The sequence below is a fragment of the Herbaspirillum huttiense genome (genome assembly GCF_004367745.1).
Lineage (GTDB): Bacteria > Pseudomonadota > Gammaproteobacteria > Burkholderiales > Burkholderiaceae_D > Herbaspirillum > Herbaspirillum huttiense.
Genome location: NZ_CP037993.1, coordinates 1,485,611 through 1,502,445, shown reverse-complemented (window position 1 = coordinate 1,502,445; position 16,835 = coordinate 1,485,611). Strand labels below are relative to the sequence as shown.

Below are 16,835 nucleotides of genomic sequence, written 5' to 3'. Positions count from 1 at the left end.
CTCAGTTGTTGCCGTTGCCGGCGCTGCCGTTGGTGCTGGCCACGGTGGTCTTGGGCGACCATGGCACCACCTTCACCTTGGCTCCGGCAGTGGCGCGCTGCTGGCCATCGACCACCAGCTGGTCGCCTTCCTTCAGGCCGCTGCTGACCAGCCATTGACTGCCGATGGCACGGTCGGTCACCAGTGCGCGCTGCTCCACCACGCCCTCCGCATTGACCACGAAGGCTACCGGCTTGCCGGCACCGTCACGGCTGACCGCCTGTTGCGGTACCAGCAGGCCCTGCTGGCGCACACCCTCCTGCAGCACGGCGCGCACATACATGCCCGGCAGCAGGTCGGTCTTGGGGTTGGGGAAGACTGCGCGCAGCGTGATGGCACCGGTGTCCTGGTTGACCGTCACATCGGAGAACTGCAGCGTACCTTCCTGTGCGTAGGTGCGGCCGTTCTCCAGGATCAGCCTGACCTTGGCGCCGTTGCCGGACTTCTGCAGTTCGCCATTGGCCAGCGCTTCCTTCAGGTTGAGCCAGTTGGTGCTGGACTGAGTGACATCGACGTAGATGGGATCGAGCTGCTGGATGGTCGTCAGCGCCGTGGTCTGGCTGGCGGTGACCAGTGCGCCCGGCGTCACGCTGGACTTGCCGATGCGGCCGGAGATGGGCGCATCGACCTTGGCGTAATCGAGATTGATGCGGCTGGTCTGCACATTGGCCCGGGCCGAGCCGACGTCGGCCTCGGCTTCGCCCAGGGATGCCACGGCGTCATCGTAATCCTGCTGGCTGACCGCCTTGATGGCCACCAGCTCCTTGTAGCGGCTGGCCTTCAGGCGCGCCGTCTTCACGCTCGCTTCGGCCTTGGCCAGGGCCGCCACGCTGCTGTCATAGGCCGCCTGATAGCTGGCCGGATTGATCTGGTACAGCACCTGCCCGGCCTTGACGTCGCTGCCCTCGCGGAAATTGCGTGCCTTGATGATGCCGTTGACCTGCGGCCGCACGTCGGCAATCTGGTAAGGCGAGGTCCGGCCCGGCAACTCGGTATGCAGCTCCACCGGCTGCGCGCGTACCGTCATCACGCCCAGCACGGGCGTACCCGCTGCTGGTGGCGCCCCGCCCGGCGGCTTGCCGCAGGCACTGAGGACACTGAGGATGGCCAGTGCAGCGACGGGCCGTAGAAGGGGTGTGGTGCGCATGAAGGACTCTCCGGAAAGGGAAGAAGGTTTTTATAACAATACCGAACTGTACAGTATTATTAATTGACAGTTCTTCCCCGGTCAAGCAATACTGAACACATCTGTACGAAAATGACACTTGTAAAGAAAACGGAGACAGTTCGATGAGAGTCAAGACCCCTGCCCGGCGCGAGGCCATCCTGGCCGTGGCGGCCGAGGTATTCAAGGAGATGGGTTTCGAGGGTGCGTCCATGGCCGAGATCTCGGCCCGCATTGGTGGCTCCAAGGCCACGCTGTATGGCTACTTCAAGTCCAAGGAGGAGCTGTTCCTGGCGGTGACCCACGGCGAGGCGAAAAAGCAGATTGAGCCGGCCCTGGCCGCACTGGACCAGGAGGAGGTGGACGATCTGGCGAAGACCTTGCAGGTCTTTGGAGAAAAGGCGGTCAGCTTCCTGTGCCAGGAGAGCACCTTGCAGACGCACCGCATGATCGTGGCCGAAGCCGGCCGCAGCGACATCGGCCGGCGCTTCCATGAAGAGGGACCGAAGATGGGGATGGAGCGCGTCGCCACCTTCCTGAAGAAGCAGATGGCGGCTGGCCGGCTGCGCACGGCTGATCCCATGCTGGCGACCCTGCAGCTGTGCGCCCTGCTCGATTGCGAGACGGTCAAGCCGATGATGCTGGGGCTGGAGACCAGCATTTCGCGGCCACGCATGAAGCGCATGGTCGGCCGCGCGGTGGAGACCTTCCTCGCGGCCTATGCCGTACCTGCCGCCTGAGAACGACGGTCCTCAGAAGGTGTGCCGGATCCCCAGCTGCACGCCGGTCTCGCTCGCACCGGCGTCCGGACTCAGGGCCTGGCTGGCCGTGAAGCTGGCACCGGTCATGCGATAGGCGGCGGTATTCTGGTTGATCAGGCGTGAGGCCACCGCATACAGCCGCGTGCGCTTGGACAGGTCGTAGTTCACGATCAGGCTGAACTGGCGCGCGTTGTTGTTGTAGCGCGAGCTGTCCTTGACGTAGCCGCCCCCCGCGCCGACAGTGGTCTGCGCATTGATGCGGTAGTCGGCCGAGAGGCTGTAGGTGTTGTGATAATCGCCCGCAGTATTGCCGACCACGGCACCGGCCGGATCGTACTTGCCCGCCGGGTTGGTGAAGACATTGCCGGTGGTGGCCGAGATCACTTCATTGGTGCGGAAGAAGGCCAGGTAGACCTTGCCGCTGCCATAGTCAACATTGCCGCCCAGCATGAACTGCTTCACGCTGTTGGTGTTGGTGCTGTTGTTGGCGTTGAGGTAGGCACTGCCCACGTAGACCGGTCCCTGCTGGGTCTGCATGCCGATCTGGTAGACCGCATTGCCGGCGGTGCTGCCGGCGCGCTCGCCGACCGAGTAATGCAGCTCCAGCGTGGTATTGGCAAACTTGGGCGAGATGTAGCTGATATCGTTGTCCACCCGCGCCAGCCAGTTGGCGAAGTTGTTGTAGGCCGAGCCATAGGTGGCCGCACCGAATGCATCCATGTTGCCCGAGTAGAGGAACATGACGCTGTTCTGCCGCCCCACGCGCACTTCGCCGAAGCCGCCGCCGAGACCGACCCAGGACTGGCGGTCGAAGTAGCGGTAGCTGTTCTGCAGGCCGCCGGTGCTGGGATCGAAACCGGTTTCCAGATTGAAGCTGGCGCGATAGCCACCGCCCAGATCCTCGACGCCCTTGAAGCCAAGCCGGCTGGTCATCTGGCCATTGTTGCCCATGGCCCAGAGCGAGGTGTCCTTGCCGCCGACGGTACTCTTCTGGTAGGCCGTATAGACATCCACGACGCCATAGATCGTGACTGAACTCTGCGCGAAGGCAACGGGAGCGGCGGCCAGCAGCAGGGCTGCCGGGATGAGACGGATGGGGTGTTGCAACTGCATAAGGAATCTCCTCCTGTGGGTAAATCGGTCTGGTTGATCCAGTGTTCTTGTCAATCGGGATGGCGCACACCGAGGGCGCTCTGCTGCGCGGTACGGAGGTCTGTTCAGGTCGGCGTGCGCCTCTTCTGCGTGGACGCTCTCTTCTTCCCCTCACGGCTCCTAGTCAGGTTCAGCCTGTGGGTGATACCAACTCAGTCGATGTATTTCAAGCCGGCCGCCTCCAGCGGCGCGCGCATCTGGTACATGTCCAGCCCCAGCACGCCGGCGGCCAACTGGGCGCGCTTCTCCCCTTCCAGGGCTTCGCGCTTGCGTGCCACCTCGGCCACACGCACAGCGTCAGCGGCAGGTACAGCCACCACGCCATCATCATCGGCCACGATCACATCGCCCGGATTGACCAGGGCACCGGCGCAGATCACCGGCACGTTGACCGAACCCGGTGTGGCCTTGATCGTGCCCTTGGCACTGATGGCACGGCTCCACACCGGGAAGCCCATTTCCTTCAACACCTTCACGTCGCGTACACCGGCATCGATGATGAGGGCCCGCGCGCCGCGGGCCATGAAACTGGTGGCCAGCAGGTCACCGAAATAGCCGTCGGTGCACTCGGCCGTAATGGCCGCCACCACGATGTCGCCAGGCCGGATCTGCTCAGCCACCACGTGCATCATCCAGTTGTCGCCGGGGTGCAGCAGTACGGTCACGGCGGTGCCCGAGATCGTGGTGCCGGGATAGATGGGACGCAGATAGGGCTTCAACAGGCCGGTGCGGCCCTGCGCCTCATGCACGGTTGCCACGCCGAACTGGCCGAGCTGTTGTACGGCCGCGGCATCGGCGCGTTCGATCTGGCGCTTGACCACGCCAAGCTGGTTGATCAGGGGAGTGCTCATGCGGACAGTCCTTTCGCGTTGAGGGCGGCATCCAGGCGCGGGTAGACGCGGCGGGCATTGCCTTCGTAGATCTGGTGGCGTTCTTCGGGGCTCAGGGCGGCCGCCTCGATGTAGCGCTTGGTGTCGTCGTAGTAGTGGCCGGTCTGCGGATCGATGCCGCGCACGGCACCGATCATCTCGGAGGCGAACAGCACGTTCTCTACCGGGATCACGCGCGTGAGCAGGTCGATGCCCGGCTGGTGATACACGCAGGTGTCGAAGAAGATGTTGTTGAGCAGATGTTCTTCCAGCAGCGGCTTCTTCATCTCCTGCGCCAGGCCACGGAAACGGCCCCAGTGATACGGCACGGCACCGCCGCCGTGCGGGATCAGGAACTTCAGCGTCGGGAAATCCTTGAACAGGTCCGAGGTCAGGCACTGCATGAAGGCGGTGGTGTCGGCATTGAGGTAATGCGCACCGGTGGTGTGGAAGCAGGCATTGCAGCTGGTGCTCACGTGGATCATGGCGGGCACTTCCAGCTCCACCATCTTTTCGTAGAGCGGATACCAGGCGCGGTCCGACAGCGGCGGCGCAGTCCAGTGGCCGCCCGAGGGATCGGGATTGAGATTGATGCCGACGAAACCATATTCGCGCACGCACTTCTCCATCTCCGCAATCGAGGTGCGGATATCGGCGCCCGGCGACTGCGGCAGCATGGCCGCACCGATGAAGTGATCGGGGAACAGTTGCGCCACGCGATGGCACAGCTCGTTGCAGATGGCCGCCCAGGTCTGGCTGGTGTTGAGATCGCCAATGTGATGCGCCATGAAGGAAGCGCGCGGCGAGAAGATGGTGAGATCCGCACCGCGTTCGCGCATCAGGCGCAACTGGTTGCTTTCGATGGACTCGCGCAGTTCGTCGTCGCTGATCTTGAGCTCGGCCACCTTGGGACCGAGTCCGGGCGTGTTCAGGTGGGCGATCTGCCGGTTGCGCCAGTCTTCCAGCGCCTTGGGGGCGGTGGTGTAGTGGCCATGGCAGTCAATGATGAGGGAGTCTCGCATGGGATTCAGGAATGGTCGGTGAGGAGTTCGGCGGGGATCAGCACTTCCCCGCGCAGGATGGGACGCGCCGTGCGCAGCAGCGCGGCACGCCGGATTTGTTGCTGGTCGTGCGGATCCAGCTCCAGCGCAACGCTGAATTCGCCGCTGGGATGCTCCACCGAGACGGTGCGCAGCAAGCCGCTGCCAGGCAGCGCCAGCCCCTGGGCTACCGAGCCTTCCAGCACGCAGGCGGTGGCGACGGTGACGGCGGCCAGCACACCAATGGCCTCGTGACAGACATGCGGGATGAAGCAGCGGGTGCTGATCGTGCCACCCGCCACGGGGGCCGACAGCAGGCACATCTTGGGATAATTCCTGGCACTGACCTCCCCCAGCCCCATGAGCGGACCGCAGGCCAGCCGCAGCGCCTCCAGTCTCTCCTTCAGGACCGCATCGGCATTGAGGACAGCCACGCTTTCATCTCCAGTCAGGCCGAAATCAGACGCACGCACCAACACCATAGGCATGCCATTGTCGATCAGGGTGGCGGCAGTCTCGCGCTGCTCACCGCCGGGGGTGGCGTAGCGCACCCGGTCCTGCACGCGCCCCGTGGGCAGCATGGCAGGGCAGACCGAGCCCGCCGTGTCGAGGAAGTTGATGCTGACCGGTGCCGCCGATCCCGGCACGCCATCGATACGGGTATCGCCCCGATAGCGCAGGCGGCCGCCCGGTGTCTGTACCGTCACGTCGCACTGCATGCCGGTGTTGAGTGTGAGGATGCGCGCGGTGGTGGTCTCGGGACCGGCGGCGATCAGGCCGCGCTCGATGGCAAAGGGCAGCACGGCGGCCAGCATGTTGCCGCAATTGGGCGTGGTATCGACACGGTCCGATTCGGGTTGCAACTGCGCGAACAGAAAATCCAGATCCACGCCGGTCACGCGGCTGCGGCTGACGATGCCGGCCTTGCTGGTCAGTGGATGGGCACCGCCGAGGCCGTCGATCTGACGACGATCCGGCGACCCCAGCGCGGCCAGCAACACCCGATCGCGCGCAGCGATGTCCTCTGGCAGATCATCGGCCACGAAGAAGGGACCACGCGAGGTGCCACCGCGCATCAGGGTGCAGGGAATGACCAGCAGGTCGGACGCGTCAGCGTCTCCGGGAAGAGGGAAATCGAGGTCAGGCACGGCGCTTTACCTTTGAAAACAATGGCGTCGAGTATGCGTGAGCGCCCTGTCGGCTTGGTTGCGTTGTGGGCCTTCCTCTGTTCTAATTTTCTAATCGCGCTCAGAAATCAATGTCCCGGATCGTCACGCCATGGCCCTGCTCAACCTGCGTCACCTGCATGTCTTCAATGTCGTCGCCACCACCGGCGGGGTACGCCGCTCCTCCGACACGCTGCTGCGTGCCTCCTCGGCGGTGGCGCGCTCGGTGGCGGCGCTGGAGCAGAGCCTGTCGGCGCAACTGTTCGAGCGCAAGGGGCGCGGCATGCTGCTGACCGCCGCCGGCGAAGCCGTCCGGCTGCGCGTCGAGCGCATCGAAGCCGAACTGCGCGAAGTGCGCGACGATGCCCTGCGCCTGCGCGACCGCAACGGCCAGCCGGTAGGCAGCCTGGACGCGCTGTTCAATGACCGCCGCCTGCAGGCCGCCGCGCTGCTGGCCGAAACGCATCACATGCCCAGCGTGGCGCGCCTGATGGACGTGTCGCCCTCGGCGGTGAGCCAGGCCTTGTCGATGCTGGAGGGCATTCTCGGACAGGCGCTGTTCTTCCGCACCGCGCACGGGATGTTGCCCACCGATGCGGGCCGCCGCTGGACCGAACGCTTCGGCCGGGCGCTGGCCGAACTGCGCCATATTCCGGAAGACATCGCCGCCCTCGACGGTGTAGTGCAAGGTACGGTCACAGTCGGCGCCTTGCCGCTGGCGCGCTCGCAACTGCTGCCGGCGGCCATGACGCGGGTGCTGGCACGCCATCCGCGCTTGCAGATCCGTTCGCTGGAAAGTCCCTATGAAGAACTGGCCGCCGGCCTCATGAGCGGACGCATCGATTTCATCGTCGGCGCATTGCGCGCCTTCTCCAGTGACACCTTCGACATGCGGCCCCTGGTGGCCGACAGTGCTGCCCTGATCGCACGGGCCGGCCACCCGCTGGCGCGCCGCAAGAAGCTGTCCCTGCGTGATCTCGACGGCTATCCCTGGGTGCTCTCGCGAGCCGGGACACCCTTGCGCGATTCCATCGAGCAATTCTTCCGCGACAGCCACTGGCCGGCGCCCCGCCCTGCGGTGGAGACCGGCGACCTGGCGCTGTTGCGCGGGCTGCTGGTGGGCAGCGACATGCTCACCGTGATCTCCGCTCATCAGCTGCAGCATGAGATCGCCACCGGACAGCTCACCACCCTCTCCTTCGCCATGCGCGGCATGGAGCGCCGCATCGGGCTCATGCAGCGCAAGGGGGCGCATCTGTCGCCCGGTGCCCGGGCGCTGCAGGAGGCCATCGAAGCGGTCGCCGCCGCGCTGGACTGAACGGCGCAAGCCCGCAGCACAAGGGCTTCAGGCCGCTGCGAGCCACGCTTTCCGGATTCATAAAAAATCCATCGCGATTAGCAAATGGCAACACTCCGGTAGCCGAAAGCAATACTCGCCAGCCCTCCCCGTCTTACACTTTGTGCCAAGTCGAGGCACGCTGGTGCTGCCTGGACAGGTAATTCCCAAGCCGCGTGCAGACAAGCCGGCAGATCCCGACAATTCGACACCATTACGGAGACTTAATGAATACAGCACAATCGCTGGACGTGCGTTCGCACATCAACGGGCGCAAGATGTCCGGCTATCAATGGCTACTGCTGATCCTGTGCTTCCTCATCGTGGCCACTGACGGCATGGACGTGGCCATCATGGGCTTCCTGGCACCGGCCATCACCAAGGAGTGGGGCATCTCGCGCGCGGCCTTCGGCGTGGTCATGAGTGCCGCGCCCATCGGCCTGGCCGTGGGTGCGCTGCTGGTCGGTCCGCTGTCGGACCGCTATGGCCGCAAGAAACTGCTGATGACGGCGGTCGCCTGGTTCGGTGCGTGCAGCCTGGCCTGTGCCTTCGCGCAGGACGTGGTCACGCTCTCGGCGCTGCGCTTTTTGACCGGCCTCGGTCTGGGTGCGGCCATGCCCAATGCCACTACCCTGCTCTCCGAATACGTCCCGGAGCGTTCGCGCAGCACGCTGCTGGCCATCATGTTCACCGGATTCAACCTGGGTTCGGGCCTGGTGGGCTTTCTCGCCGCCGCCCTCTTGCCGGACTATGGCTGGCGCACCGTCCTGATGGTCGGCGGTGCCATCCCGCTGCTGTGCCTGCCCTTCTACCTGTGGCTGGTGCCGGAGTCGGCGCGCTTCATGGTGGTGCGCCACTATCCCGCCGAGCGCATTGCCCGCACCCTGGCGCGCGTGTGCGGCGGCCACTTCGCCGCCGGCCAGACCTTCAGCGTCAGCGAACCGCCGGTCAAGGGCGGCCAGCCGGCCAAGGTGCTGCTCTCGGAGACCTATCGCAAGACCACGCTGTCGCTGTGGGGCACCTACTTCATGGGCCTGCTGGTGATCTACCTGCTCTCCGGCTGGCTGCCCACGCTGATCAAGGACGCCGGCCTGCCCATCGAGAAGGCGGCCAGCATCACGGCGCTGTTCCAGCTGGGCGGTACCGTCGGTGCACTGGTGGTAGGCTTCCTGATGGATCGCTGGTCACCCAGCCGTGCCATTGCCTGCGCCTACATCGCGGGTGCCGTCTTCATCCTGCTGCTGGCGTCCGGCAGCGTGCAGTCGGGCATGTTTGCGGCCTACGTGCTGCTGGCCGGCTTCTGCATGAGCGGCGCACAGACCGGACTGAACGCCTTCGCCCCCTCCTGCTATCCGACCGTGGTGCGTGCCACCGGCGTGTCGTGGATGCTGGGCGTGGGCCGCTTCGGCAGCATCCTGGGCTCCTTCGCCGGCGGCGTGCTGCTGTCGATGGGCTGGGGCTTTGGTGCCGTCATCGCCATTCTCGCGGTGCCGGCTACGCTGGCGGCGCTGATCATCGTCTTCATCCAGATGGGGCAGCGTCCGGCGGCTGCGGTTTGATCAAGCTGCTGCATCAATCACATCGGATTCATCTGTTACAGGAATAAATCGTCATGGCCAATATCGTCGGCGCCATCGCCACCTCCCATACACCGACCATCGGCTTCGCGCTGGATGCCAACAAGCAGCACGATGCGGTGTGGGCGCCCATCTTCAAGGCTTACGAGCCGGTGCAGCAATGGCTGCAAGAGAAGCAGCCGGACGTGCTGCTGGTGGTCTACAACGACCACGTGACCTCCTTCTTCTTCGACCATTACTCCGCCTTTGCCCTGGGGGTGGGCAGCGAGTACCAGGTCGCCGACGAAGGCGGGGGTGCTCGCAAGCTGCCGCCAGTGGGCGGCCATGCGGCGCTGGCGCGGCATATCGGCAGCTCCCTGATGGCCGATGAATTCGACATGGCCTTCTTCCAGAACAAGCCGCTGGACCACGGGTGCTTCTCGCCGCTGTCGATGCTGTGGCCGCACCAGGAGGGCTGGCCCGGCCAGATCATCCCGCTGCAGGTGGGCGTACTGCAGTTCCCGATCCCGACCGCGCGCCGTTGCTACAAACTGGGCCAGGGCCTGCGCCGCGCCATCGAAAGCTATCCGGAGGACCTGGATGTGGTCATCGTCGCGACCGGCGGGCTGTCGCACCAGGTGCATGGCGAGCGTGCGGGGTTCAACAATACGCCGTGGGACCATCAGTTCCTCGATCTCCTGCAGCATGACCCGGAGGCGCTCACGCGCCTGACCCACGCCGAACTGGCGACGCTGGGCGGACTGGAGAGTGCCGAGGTCATCATGTGGCTGATCATGCGCGGGGCCATGCCGGCAGGCGTCAACTGCCGTCATCGCGAGTATTACCTGCCCTCCATGACCGGCATCGCGGTGGCCGTGTATGAACCGGCGGTGCCGGTCGATGCGGCCTTGCAGGCCGCCGAGGTGGCGCGTCATCGCGAGCACGTGGCGCAGCAGCTCAAGGGCATCGAGCAACTGCAAGGCACCTACCCCTTCACGCTGGAGACGGCCAATGCGCGCTACCGCATCAACCGCTATCTGTACCAGCTGATCCAGCCGGCGTTCCGCGAGCGCTTCCGGGCAGATCCGCAGGCGACCTATGAGGAAGCCGGGCTGTCGCAGGAGGAATGCGACATGATCAGCCGCCGCGACTGGCAGGCCATGATCCGCTATGGCGTGATTTTCTTCCTGCTGGAAAAGCTGGGCGCGGTGGTCGGCGTGTCGAACCTGCATATTTATGCGGCCATGCGCGGGCAGTCGCTGGAAGAATTCCAGCAGACGCGCAATGCGCCGGGGGCGCTGTACTCGGTGGCGGGCGCAGCGTCGGACAAGGCGGCGGATTGGAACAAGACCGGGACGAAGTGAACGTCTCTTGCTTGCGGATGTACCTGGTATCGCGCCCTCCTTCGGAGCGGCGCAATTTTTTATGGATGTCGCCATTCAAAACAATTCGTCATTCCATCAAAAACTGCTATCTATCTTGACGATGGCGGAGTGAACACAGCAATACAAATCGCCTGAAAATTAGAATTTCTTCCATTGAGAAAACGCCTCTCGCAACGGAGACTGTCGCCTTCGTCGCCCGAGGCCTCTGCAGCATCAATGAGCTCAAGGGCATTGGCCGCATCCGGGACTTCCTCCTTCAAGCCGGGCAAGCGCACTTCGCAAGTGGGTCTGCGTTTTTTGCCTGTTTGTTCACTGGCCTGTTCCGGATTGCGCGAATTCTCCCTGGAAAGCGCATCGGATGCCCTCCCCCTCGCAAAAAGATTCATCCCGCTCCCAAGCGCGCATCACGCAGCATCGCCGGCTGCTCCAGCTGGACTCGCCGCTCGGGCCGGACATCCTCCTGCCACAACGGCTCATCGCCACTGAGCGACTGAATCACGGCTACGAAGTCACCCTCGATCTGCTGGCCACGCGCACCGGCATCGCGCTGGAGCAGTTGATTGCACAGCCCGTCACCCTGTGGATCAGGCAGCATGAAGGCGACACCCTCCCCTGGCATGGCTAAGTGCATACCGCCAAGCGCCTGGGCAGTGATGGCGAGATCGATTTCTGCCAGCTCTCGTTTTCTCCCTGGCTGCATTTCCTGCGCTTTCGCAAGGACGCCCGGATCTGGCAGGACAAGACCACCGAGGACATTCTTGCGGACGTGTTCGACTGCCATCCGCAAGCGCGCGGCCACTATCGCTTCGAACTGGAGCGCCCGTCTCTGGCTCGGTCCTATTGCACCCAGTATGAAACCGATTGGAACTTCGTCCAGCGTCTGATGGAAGAAGAAGGCTGGTTCGCCCATCACGAGCAACAGGAGGATGGCGGTGGCCATGTTCTGGTCATTACCGACACTACATGGTGCCTGCCCGGCCTGCACCGGCAAGGCATTGCCTTCCACGGTGCCAGCCCCCGTGACGAGCTCGACAAGATCCTGCAGTGGAGTGCCAGCCGCACGCTTTCCTCGAAGTCATGGCGGGGCCGCAGCGACGACTACAAATCGCCTCGCCAGCAGAAGGAGGCCGAAGAGCAGGTGATGGCAGAGTATCGACTTCTTCCCGCACAGCTGGAGGTGTATGAGTACACCGGTGCATACAGTTTTGCCCAGCAGGAGCAAGGCAATCGTCAGGCCGACCTGCAAGTGGAGCAATGGGAATCTGCGATGCAACGCTACAGCGGCGTCTCGGGCGTGCGCAATCTGGCTTGCGGGCGCTGGTTCAGGCTGGAGGACCATCCCCAGCATCGCAAGGAGCCGGAGAGCGATCGCCAGTTCGTCATCCTGGCCATCGACTGGTTCATCGAGAACAACCTTCCCCTGTCGCATCAGGCGCTGGATTTTCCGGGCAGCCTGAGCGCGGCGCTGCTGGCCTTCAAGGAGTCGATCCGGCGTGAGCGGCAAGTCGACCAGACGGAGAATGAACACACCGGCCATTGCTTCAACCGCTTCGAGGTACAGCGGCGCAAGCTGCCGTTCCGCCCTGCGCGGTCGCATGCCAGGCCGGTCATGCTGCCGCAGACAGCGATCGTCGTGGGGCCTGCGGGAGAAGAGATTTACACCGATCCTCTTGATCGCATCAAGGTCCAGTTCCGCTGGGATCGCATCAACCCGGGCAATGAGGCGGCGTCCTGCTGGGTCCGGGTGAGTTATGCCAATGCAGGCGAGTACTGGGGTGCCGTCCAGCGTCGCCGAAAAGATCAGCCTGTTCGCCTTCAAGGCCGGGATCAAGCTGTTCTCCGCCAAGGGCAAGGTGGAGGTGCAGGCGCAGAGCGACGATCTGGATCTCATTGCAGAGAAGGTGGCGCGGCTGCTGTCGACCAGCGGACGTGTGGAGATCCATGCGAAGGACGAGGTGATGATTTCGGCAGGCGGTTCCTTCATCCAGATCAACGCCTCCGGGATCACGCAAGGAACCGCCGGCAAATGGGAATGCAAGGCGTCGCAGCATGTGATGACGGGTCCGGCACGCGTGTCGTATGCGATGCCACTGCTGCCGGCGAGCAGCCTGACACTGCCGAAACGCTATCCCTACTCACAGTAATTTTTTCTTCGACGAGGACATCATGCTGATCAGTCCCCCTTTCCTGCCACCGCGCACGGGCCAACAAACCGAAGACGAATGGCTGGACCTGGCCATGAACGGCGATGCGCCTGGCCGGGGCGCATTTCCGGTCAGTTTCAATCTCGGATGGCATGGCGGGATTCACCTGACCGCTCCGAAGGCAGGCAACGCCCATGAACCCGTCCGGGCCATTGCGGATGGCACCATCGTCTTTGTGCGCCCGCCAACGAAAGGCTTGCCCAACCTGCCGCCTGAACATCCCCTCATGTACAACGGCGCGACCAGCGACGGCGTGGTCGTCATCAGGCATGAAGCCGAGATCGGCGAAGGTGAACAGGCGCTCGTCGTCTTCTTCAGTGTCTACATGCACTTGCATGACATCGCGCCGGCCACGATGCTCAAGCGCTTCGTGCATCGCAAGGAAATCATCGGGCAGGCGGGCTACATCAATGGCGAAAAGGGCCGCCTGCATGTCGAGATCATCTGCGACGATGCCAATCTCGTCCGTCTCGCGGGCCGCGCTGCAGACGCGTTGTCTCTTGCCTCGAATGGACGCAATGATGTGATCTTCGGCGAGACCTTTTTCCTCATCCCCGCCGGCACGCCGGTCTTCGATCAGGAGCCCCTGCCGCATTCCGCGCAGGCGATGACGCCGCCCCCGAAACGCAAGCGGCGCGCCGGCGATGAAGAACAGGATCCTCCGGTGGCCCTGACAGCCATTCATGCGACGGCGAGTGACTATCTTGTGGGAGTGCGTTACCCCGGTGCGGAGGGCGATGTTGCGCGTACCGGCGAAGCCGTGGTCTCCGCTTACGCCATGGATGGGAGCCGGATGGGCGCGCCCTTGCCGGACAAGGATGGCGAGGCCGGTCTCTACAGAAATGCGGTACGGATTGCCAAGGCCTTTCCCGATGCGCAGCGGCCGGCACCCGCTGCCGTCTATGAACTGCTGCGTTTCGGACGCGTGATCGGTCCTGACAAGCTGCCCTCGGCCTCGCTGCCGCATTGGAGGAAAGTTCCGTATTCCGAGGGATTCGGCTGGGTCAATCTCCACGCGCCCAACATCCGCATCTTCAGCGATGCGGATTTCCCGCCCTGGAAGGGATGGCGGCTCATCGATGACGATACGGATCAGGACAGCCGCTGCGACTCCCGGACCATCCGCAGCTGGCTTGATAGCAACTGCGATGGCCGTGTGCAGGTATCCAACTTGCATTATTCCTTCAGTCAACTGTAGCAAGTGAGATTTACAAAAAGGAGATCATCGCGCTGTCGCAAGATCTGCATATCCCGGCAACGTGGCGTATCAGAAAAAATATGGCTCCACTCGGAAAAGACTATCCGAGAACATACTGCACCGAATTTTACTCACGGAAGAGCAATCAATGGCTGGGACGACTCTGTCTTTCGTCAAACCAGAATTTCATCAGCGCCATGGGTGTTCGAGACGAACGCCCTGAAGATGAAGACTGGGCCGGCCGAAGCAAATACGAAGTCGGCTATTGGATTGTCACGCCAATGTTCATCTATCCAATGGCGCCATTCATCCTCGACCCGATAAAGACTTATGAGGCCGAAGTGGATTGTAGTCTTGATGAGCGAGGGAATCGGCCAACCAGCACCTGCCATGCTGCCTTCTATCAGTTGCGCGAAGGCGTTTTTCTGCACAGCATCTTCCATATTTCCGATGACGTGAAGCGTCAGCGTAAAGCCTATGTCTCGGACATTAGAAATTTATGGATTCAAGTTGGCAAGAAGATCGAGAATAAATCCGGCCCAAACTGAAGCGAGTCGGAAAGAAAATCAAAAAACTTCCAAATACCAATTAGCAGTGTGCAAAGAAAAAATCACTCTCCGCTTGAGAACATCCCCTTTCCGAGCAGCGGCCAGGGTCGACAGCATGAAAATATATATGCCGGCTGCAACTGGCTGTGTGCTTGAAAGAGACGAAGCGGGCGCAGACCATACTAACGAATAAACAACATGATCAGAACCCGGATTCTCTTCTTCACACTCTTCGCGGCGTTCCCCCCCTCAGTTTCGGCGAAAGAGATTTCTACGAGAGATTTAGCCCTACTGAAGCAAGGTCTGCATATCCCACCCGCATGGCATGTCAAAAAAAATATGGCTCCACTAGGAAAGGAATTTCCAGAAACCTATTGCACGGTATTTTCGTTACGGAAGAAAAATCAGTGGCTTGGAGAACTTTGCCTCACGTCAAACAAGGATTTCATCAAAGCCATGAGCATCAGGAATGAAGTTCCCGAAGAGGAGGACTGGGCTGATCGTAGCCGATACGAAGTCGGCTACTGGCGTGTAACGCCACTCTCCATCTACCCAATGACCCCGTTTATTTTGAAACCGATAAAGATCTACGCCGCAGAATCGGACTGCTACATGGAGGATGGTCCCGTTTATCGCGCTACCAGCACTTGCCACACCGCTCTGTATGAGATGCGAAAAGGCGTCTTCATCTACAGCCTGTTTCACGTATCGGACGACGTGAAGCGCGAGCAAAAGGTAAAAATTTCTGACATCCGTGCCCTATGGCTTCAGGTAGGGAATAAGGTAAGAAAAAAATCCAGCCGCTGATACCGCATTCAGCAGGCTCTGCAACTCTCTCCTGTCGATCCAGCCTTTCTTGGCAGTCCTCATCAACAACAGCAATCAAAAACTAAATGAAAGCGTCCAATTACTACCTGCTCCTTCTCGGGGTCTTACTAATGAATTCCGGCAAGACTGCAACATTGTCTTCCGGCGATCTGACCTTGGTGAAAAAAGTCATGAACATCCCCAACACATGGGCCATCTCTAAAAAGCCATCTCCATGGAATACCAAGTCCGGCGATACGTATTGCACGGTCTTCTTGTCCAAAGAGAGAAAAAAATGGCTTGGCAATTTCTGCATTTCTTCTAGTGAAGAAGTGCGCTTCGACATGGGCATATGGGACGAAGTACCTGATGAAGAACATTGGGGTGACCGCAGTAAAGAAGAGATTGGCTACTGGAGCGTCACCCCGATGTTCATCTATCCAATGACGCCGTTTATCATCCACCCCATCAAGAATTATGCCGCCGAGATTGATTGCAATCTGTGTGATGGAATTGGGTATCGACCAACCAACACCTGTCACAGTGCCTATTACCAGCTGCGTGAGGGCGTATTCATTTACAGCATATTTCATCTTTCCGATGATGTGAGGCGCAAACAGAAGGCGCGAATCTCGGACATAAAATCTTTATGGCTCCAGGTAGGAAACAGGATCAAAAACAAATCCAGTCAGTGACCACCGAAAGAGTTGCTGCGAATTTGAACAAAGGGCGGCCGCACTTGCCTTTACCAACGCTTAGCTTTCCAGATCTACCCAGCCCAGCCGCCCCAATGATCCATCCCAAAAATCAACCCACCTGATAAACCCCCTTCAACATCTTCCGCACAATCGCCTCAAAGAAAATCACCGCAAACCCGTCATTGCGAATGAGCTGCTGCGTCAGGTCCGCGCATTTCTGCCTTACCGCATCCGGCAACAGCTGATCCTCGCCCGCCATCGACCGTCCCGCCACCTGGATCTCGGCGGCCCGCTGCACCGTCCACAGCAGGAAGAAGGCGCGCTGGATATCACTCTCGCACACCGCCACCCCGTGATTGCGCAACACCAGAATGTGTTTGTCCCCGAGGCTCTGCAACATGCGCTCCTTCTCTTCCGCAAACAGCGTAATCCCCTCGAACTCGTGATAGCCGATGCGCCCGAACAATTGCGCGCCATAGAAATCGTTGTGCTCGAAGCCGCTCTTCTTCATCGTCACCGCCGAGATCGGCGTGGTATGCGTATGGATCACGCAGCGCAAATCATCACGCGCACCGTGGATGGCGCTATGCAGCGCAAACCCGGCCGGATTGGCCTTGTAGTCCGACGGTTCGGCCAGTTGCCCATCCAGCCCGACCTTGAGCAGGTTGGCCGGCGTCACTTCGTTGTAGTTCAGCGCAAAGGGATTGACCAGGTAATGATGCTCCGGCCCCGGCACGCGCACCGAGATATGGTTGAAGATCATCTCCGTCCAGCCCAGGTAATCCACCAGCCGGTAACAGTGCGCCAGCTGGATGCGCAGCGCCCATTCTTCGTCACTGCAGTGGGATGGCTTATCTGCGCCATAGCTGAATTGCATGATATTCATCGATTTGACTCCTGAATCCGAAAAT

16 protein-coding genes are annotated in these 16,835 nt (G+C 61.6%); 10 read left to right on the top strand and 6 right to left on the bottom strand.

Features of this window, described 5'->3' with window-relative positions; translation table 11 throughout:
* Window position 1 precedes the first annotated feature (1 nt).
* The gene (locus E2K99_RS06715; RefSeq protein ID WP_134221741.1) at window positions 2-1,186 is read right to left on the bottom strand and encodes an efflux RND transporter periplasmic adaptor subunit; all 1,185 of its coding nucleotides are present in this window, start codon (window positions 1,184-1,186) and stop codon (window positions 2-4) included.
* Between the two features lie 143 nt (window positions 1,187-1,329).
* On the opposite strand from E2K99_RS06715, the gene E2K99_RS06710 reads away from it, so the two are divergent.
* Entirely contained in the window at window positions 1,330-1,944 is a 615-nt protein-coding gene (locus tag E2K99_RS06710) for a TetR/AcrR family transcriptional regulator (protein ID WP_134221740.1), read from the top strand.
* A 12-nt stretch (window positions 1,945-1,956) separates the two neighbouring features.
* Here E2K99_RS06710 and E2K99_RS06705 read toward each other — a convergent pair whose 3' ends face one another.
* The 4 genes from E2K99_RS06705 to E2K99_RS06690 all read right to left on the bottom strand — a co-directional run bounded on the left by E2K99_RS06705 (window position 1,957) and on the right by E2K99_RS06690 (window position 6,174).
* Entirely contained in the window at window positions 1,957-3,078 is a 1,122-nt protein-coding gene (locus tag E2K99_RS06705) for a porin (protein WP_134221739.1), read from the bottom strand.
* 191 nt (window positions 3,079-3,269) lie between these two features.
* Window positions 3,270-3,953 (bottom strand): 4-carboxy-4-hydroxy-2-oxoadipate aldolase/oxaloacetate decarboxylase, encoded by a 684-nt coding sequence (gene ligK, locus E2K99_RS06700; protein WP_039789757.1) that lies wholly within the window; start codon window positions 3,951-3,953, stop codon window positions 3,270-3,272.
* Window positions 3,954-3,964: 11 nt separating this feature from the next.
* Window positions 3,965-5,008: an amidohydrolase family protein gene (locus E2K99_RS06695; RefSeq protein WP_134221738.1), complete on the bottom strand. Its 1,044-nt coding sequence runs from the start codon at window positions 5,006-5,008 to the stop codon at window positions 3,965-3,967.
* A 5-nt stretch (window positions 5,009-5,013) separates the two neighbouring features.
* A complete protein-coding gene (locus E2K99_RS06690) occupies window positions 5,014-6,174 on the bottom strand; it encodes a 4-oxalomesaconate tautomerase (RefSeq protein WP_276321820.1) in 1,161 nt (386 codons plus the stop codon).
* Between the two features lie 130 nt (window positions 6,175-6,304).
* On the opposite strand from E2K99_RS06690, the gene E2K99_RS06685 reads away from it, so the two are divergent.
* The 9 genes from E2K99_RS06685 (at window position 6,305) to E2K99_RS25835 (ending at window position 15,921) form a co-directional block, all read left to right on the top strand.
* On the top strand, window positions 6,305-7,510 hold the full coding sequence (locus E2K99_RS06685; RefSeq protein ID WP_134221737.1) for a LysR family transcriptional regulator: 1,206 nt from the start codon (window positions 6,305-6,307) through the stop codon (window positions 7,508-7,510).
* A 245-nt stretch (window positions 7,511-7,755) separates the two neighbouring features.
* Window positions 7,756-9,087 carry an MFS transporter gene (locus tag E2K99_RS06680; RefSeq protein ID WP_134221736.1) on the top strand — a complete coding sequence of 444 codons (1,332 nt, stop codon included), beginning with the start codon at window positions 7,756-7,758 and terminating at the stop codon, window positions 9,085-9,087.
* Between the two features lie 53 nt (window positions 9,088-9,140).
* On the top strand, window positions 9,141-10,448 hold the full coding sequence (locus E2K99_RS06675; RefSeq protein ID WP_134221735.1) for a gallate dioxygenase: 1,308 nt from the start codon (window positions 9,141-9,143) through the stop codon (window positions 10,446-10,448).
* Between the two features lie 379 nt (window positions 10,449-10,827).
* Complete coding sequence (locus tag E2K99_RS26260) at window positions 10,828-11,094, top strand: hypothetical protein (RefSeq protein ID WP_476729750.1); 267 nt, start codon at window positions 10,828-10,830, stop codon at window positions 11,092-11,094.
* Window positions 11,095-12,642, top strand: a complete 1,548-nt coding sequence (locus tag E2K99_RS06670) for a type VI secretion system Vgr family protein (RefSeq protein ID WP_476729749.1) — start codon at window positions 11,095-11,097, stop codon at window positions 12,640-12,642. It abuts the gene before it with no gap.
* A 65-nt stretch (window positions 12,643-12,707) separates the two neighbouring features.
* Window positions 12,708-13,871, top strand: a complete 1,164-nt coding sequence (locus E2K99_RS06665) for a M23 family metallopeptidase (protein ID WP_166675045.1) — start codon at window positions 12,708-12,710, stop codon at window positions 13,869-13,871.
* Window positions 13,872-13,951: 80 nt separating this feature from the next.
* Window positions 13,952-14,419, top strand: coding sequence for a hypothetical protein (locus tag E2K99_RS06660; RefSeq protein ID WP_134221733.1), 468 nt, complete (start codon window positions 13,952-13,954; stop codon window positions 14,417-14,419).
* A gap of 198 nt (window positions 14,420-14,617) precedes the next feature.
* Window positions 14,618-15,226 carry a hypothetical protein gene (locus tag E2K99_RS25840; protein WP_240733866.1) on the top strand — a complete coding sequence of 203 codons (609 nt, stop codon included), beginning with the start codon at window positions 14,618-14,620 and terminating at the stop codon, window positions 15,224-15,226.
* Window positions 15,227-15,312: 86 nt separating this feature from the next.
* On the top strand, window positions 15,313-15,921 hold the full coding sequence (locus tag E2K99_RS25835) for a hypothetical protein (RefSeq protein ID WP_134221732.1): 609 nt from the start codon (window positions 15,313-15,315) through the stop codon (window positions 15,919-15,921).
* 112 nt (window positions 15,922-16,033) lie between these two features.
* Here E2K99_RS25835 and E2K99_RS06645 read toward each other — a convergent pair whose 3' ends face one another.
* Entirely contained in the window at window positions 16,034-16,810 is a 777-nt protein-coding gene (locus E2K99_RS06645; RefSeq protein ID WP_034334430.1) for a class II aldolase/adducin family protein, read from the bottom strand.
* Between the last annotated feature and the right edge of the window lie 25 nt (window positions 16,811-16,835).

Bases quoted from the DNA above. Each gene is read 5' to 3' on its own strand.
- E2K99_RS06715 (WP_134221741.1), bottom strand. From the start codon at position 1,186: ATGCGCACCACACCCCTTCTACGGCCCGTCGCTGCACTGGCCATCCTC.
- E2K99_RS06710 (WP_134221740.1), top strand. From the start codon at position 1,330: ATGAGAGTCAAGACCCCTGCCCGGCGCGAGGCCATCCTGGCCGTGGCG.
- E2K99_RS06705 (WP_134221739.1), bottom strand. From the start codon at position 3,078: ATGCAGTTGCAACACCCCATCCGTCTCATCCCGGCAGCCCTGCTGCTG.
- E2K99_RS06695 (WP_134221738.1), bottom strand. From the start codon at position 5,008: ATGCGAGACTCCCTCATCATTGACTGCCATGGCCACTACACCACCGCC.
- E2K99_RS06685 (WP_134221737.1), top strand. From the start codon at position 6,305: ATGGCCCTGCTCAACCTGCGTCACCTGCATGTCTTCAATGTCGTCGCC.
- E2K99_RS06680 (WP_134221736.1), top strand. From the start codon at position 7,756: ATGAATACAGCACAATCGCTGGACGTGCGTTCGCACATCAACGGGCGC.
- E2K99_RS06675 (WP_134221735.1), top strand. From the start codon at position 9,141: ATGGCCAATATCGTCGGCGCCATCGCCACCTCCCATACACCGACCATC.
- E2K99_RS26260 (WP_476729750.1), top strand. From the start codon at position 10,828: ATGCCCTCCCCCTCGCAAAAAGATTCATCCCGCTCCCAAGCGCGCATC.
- E2K99_RS06665 (WP_166675045.1), top strand. From the start codon at position 12,708: ATGAACGGCGATGCGCCTGGCCGGGGCGCATTTCCGGTCAGTTTCAAT.
- E2K99_RS06660 (WP_134221733.1), top strand. From the start codon at position 13,952: ATGGCTCCACTCGGAAAAGACTATCCGAGAACATACTGCACCGAATTT.
- E2K99_RS25840 (WP_240733866.1), top strand. From the start codon at position 14,618: ATGATCAGAACCCGGATTCTCTTCTTCACACTCTTCGCGGCGTTCCCC.
- E2K99_RS25835 (WP_134221732.1), top strand. From the start codon at position 15,313: ATGAAAGCGTCCAATTACTACCTGCTCCTTCTCGGGGTCTTACTAATG.
- E2K99_RS06645 (WP_034334430.1), bottom strand. From the start codon at position 16,810: ATGAATATCATGCAATTCAGCTATGGCGCAGATAAGCCATCCCACTGC.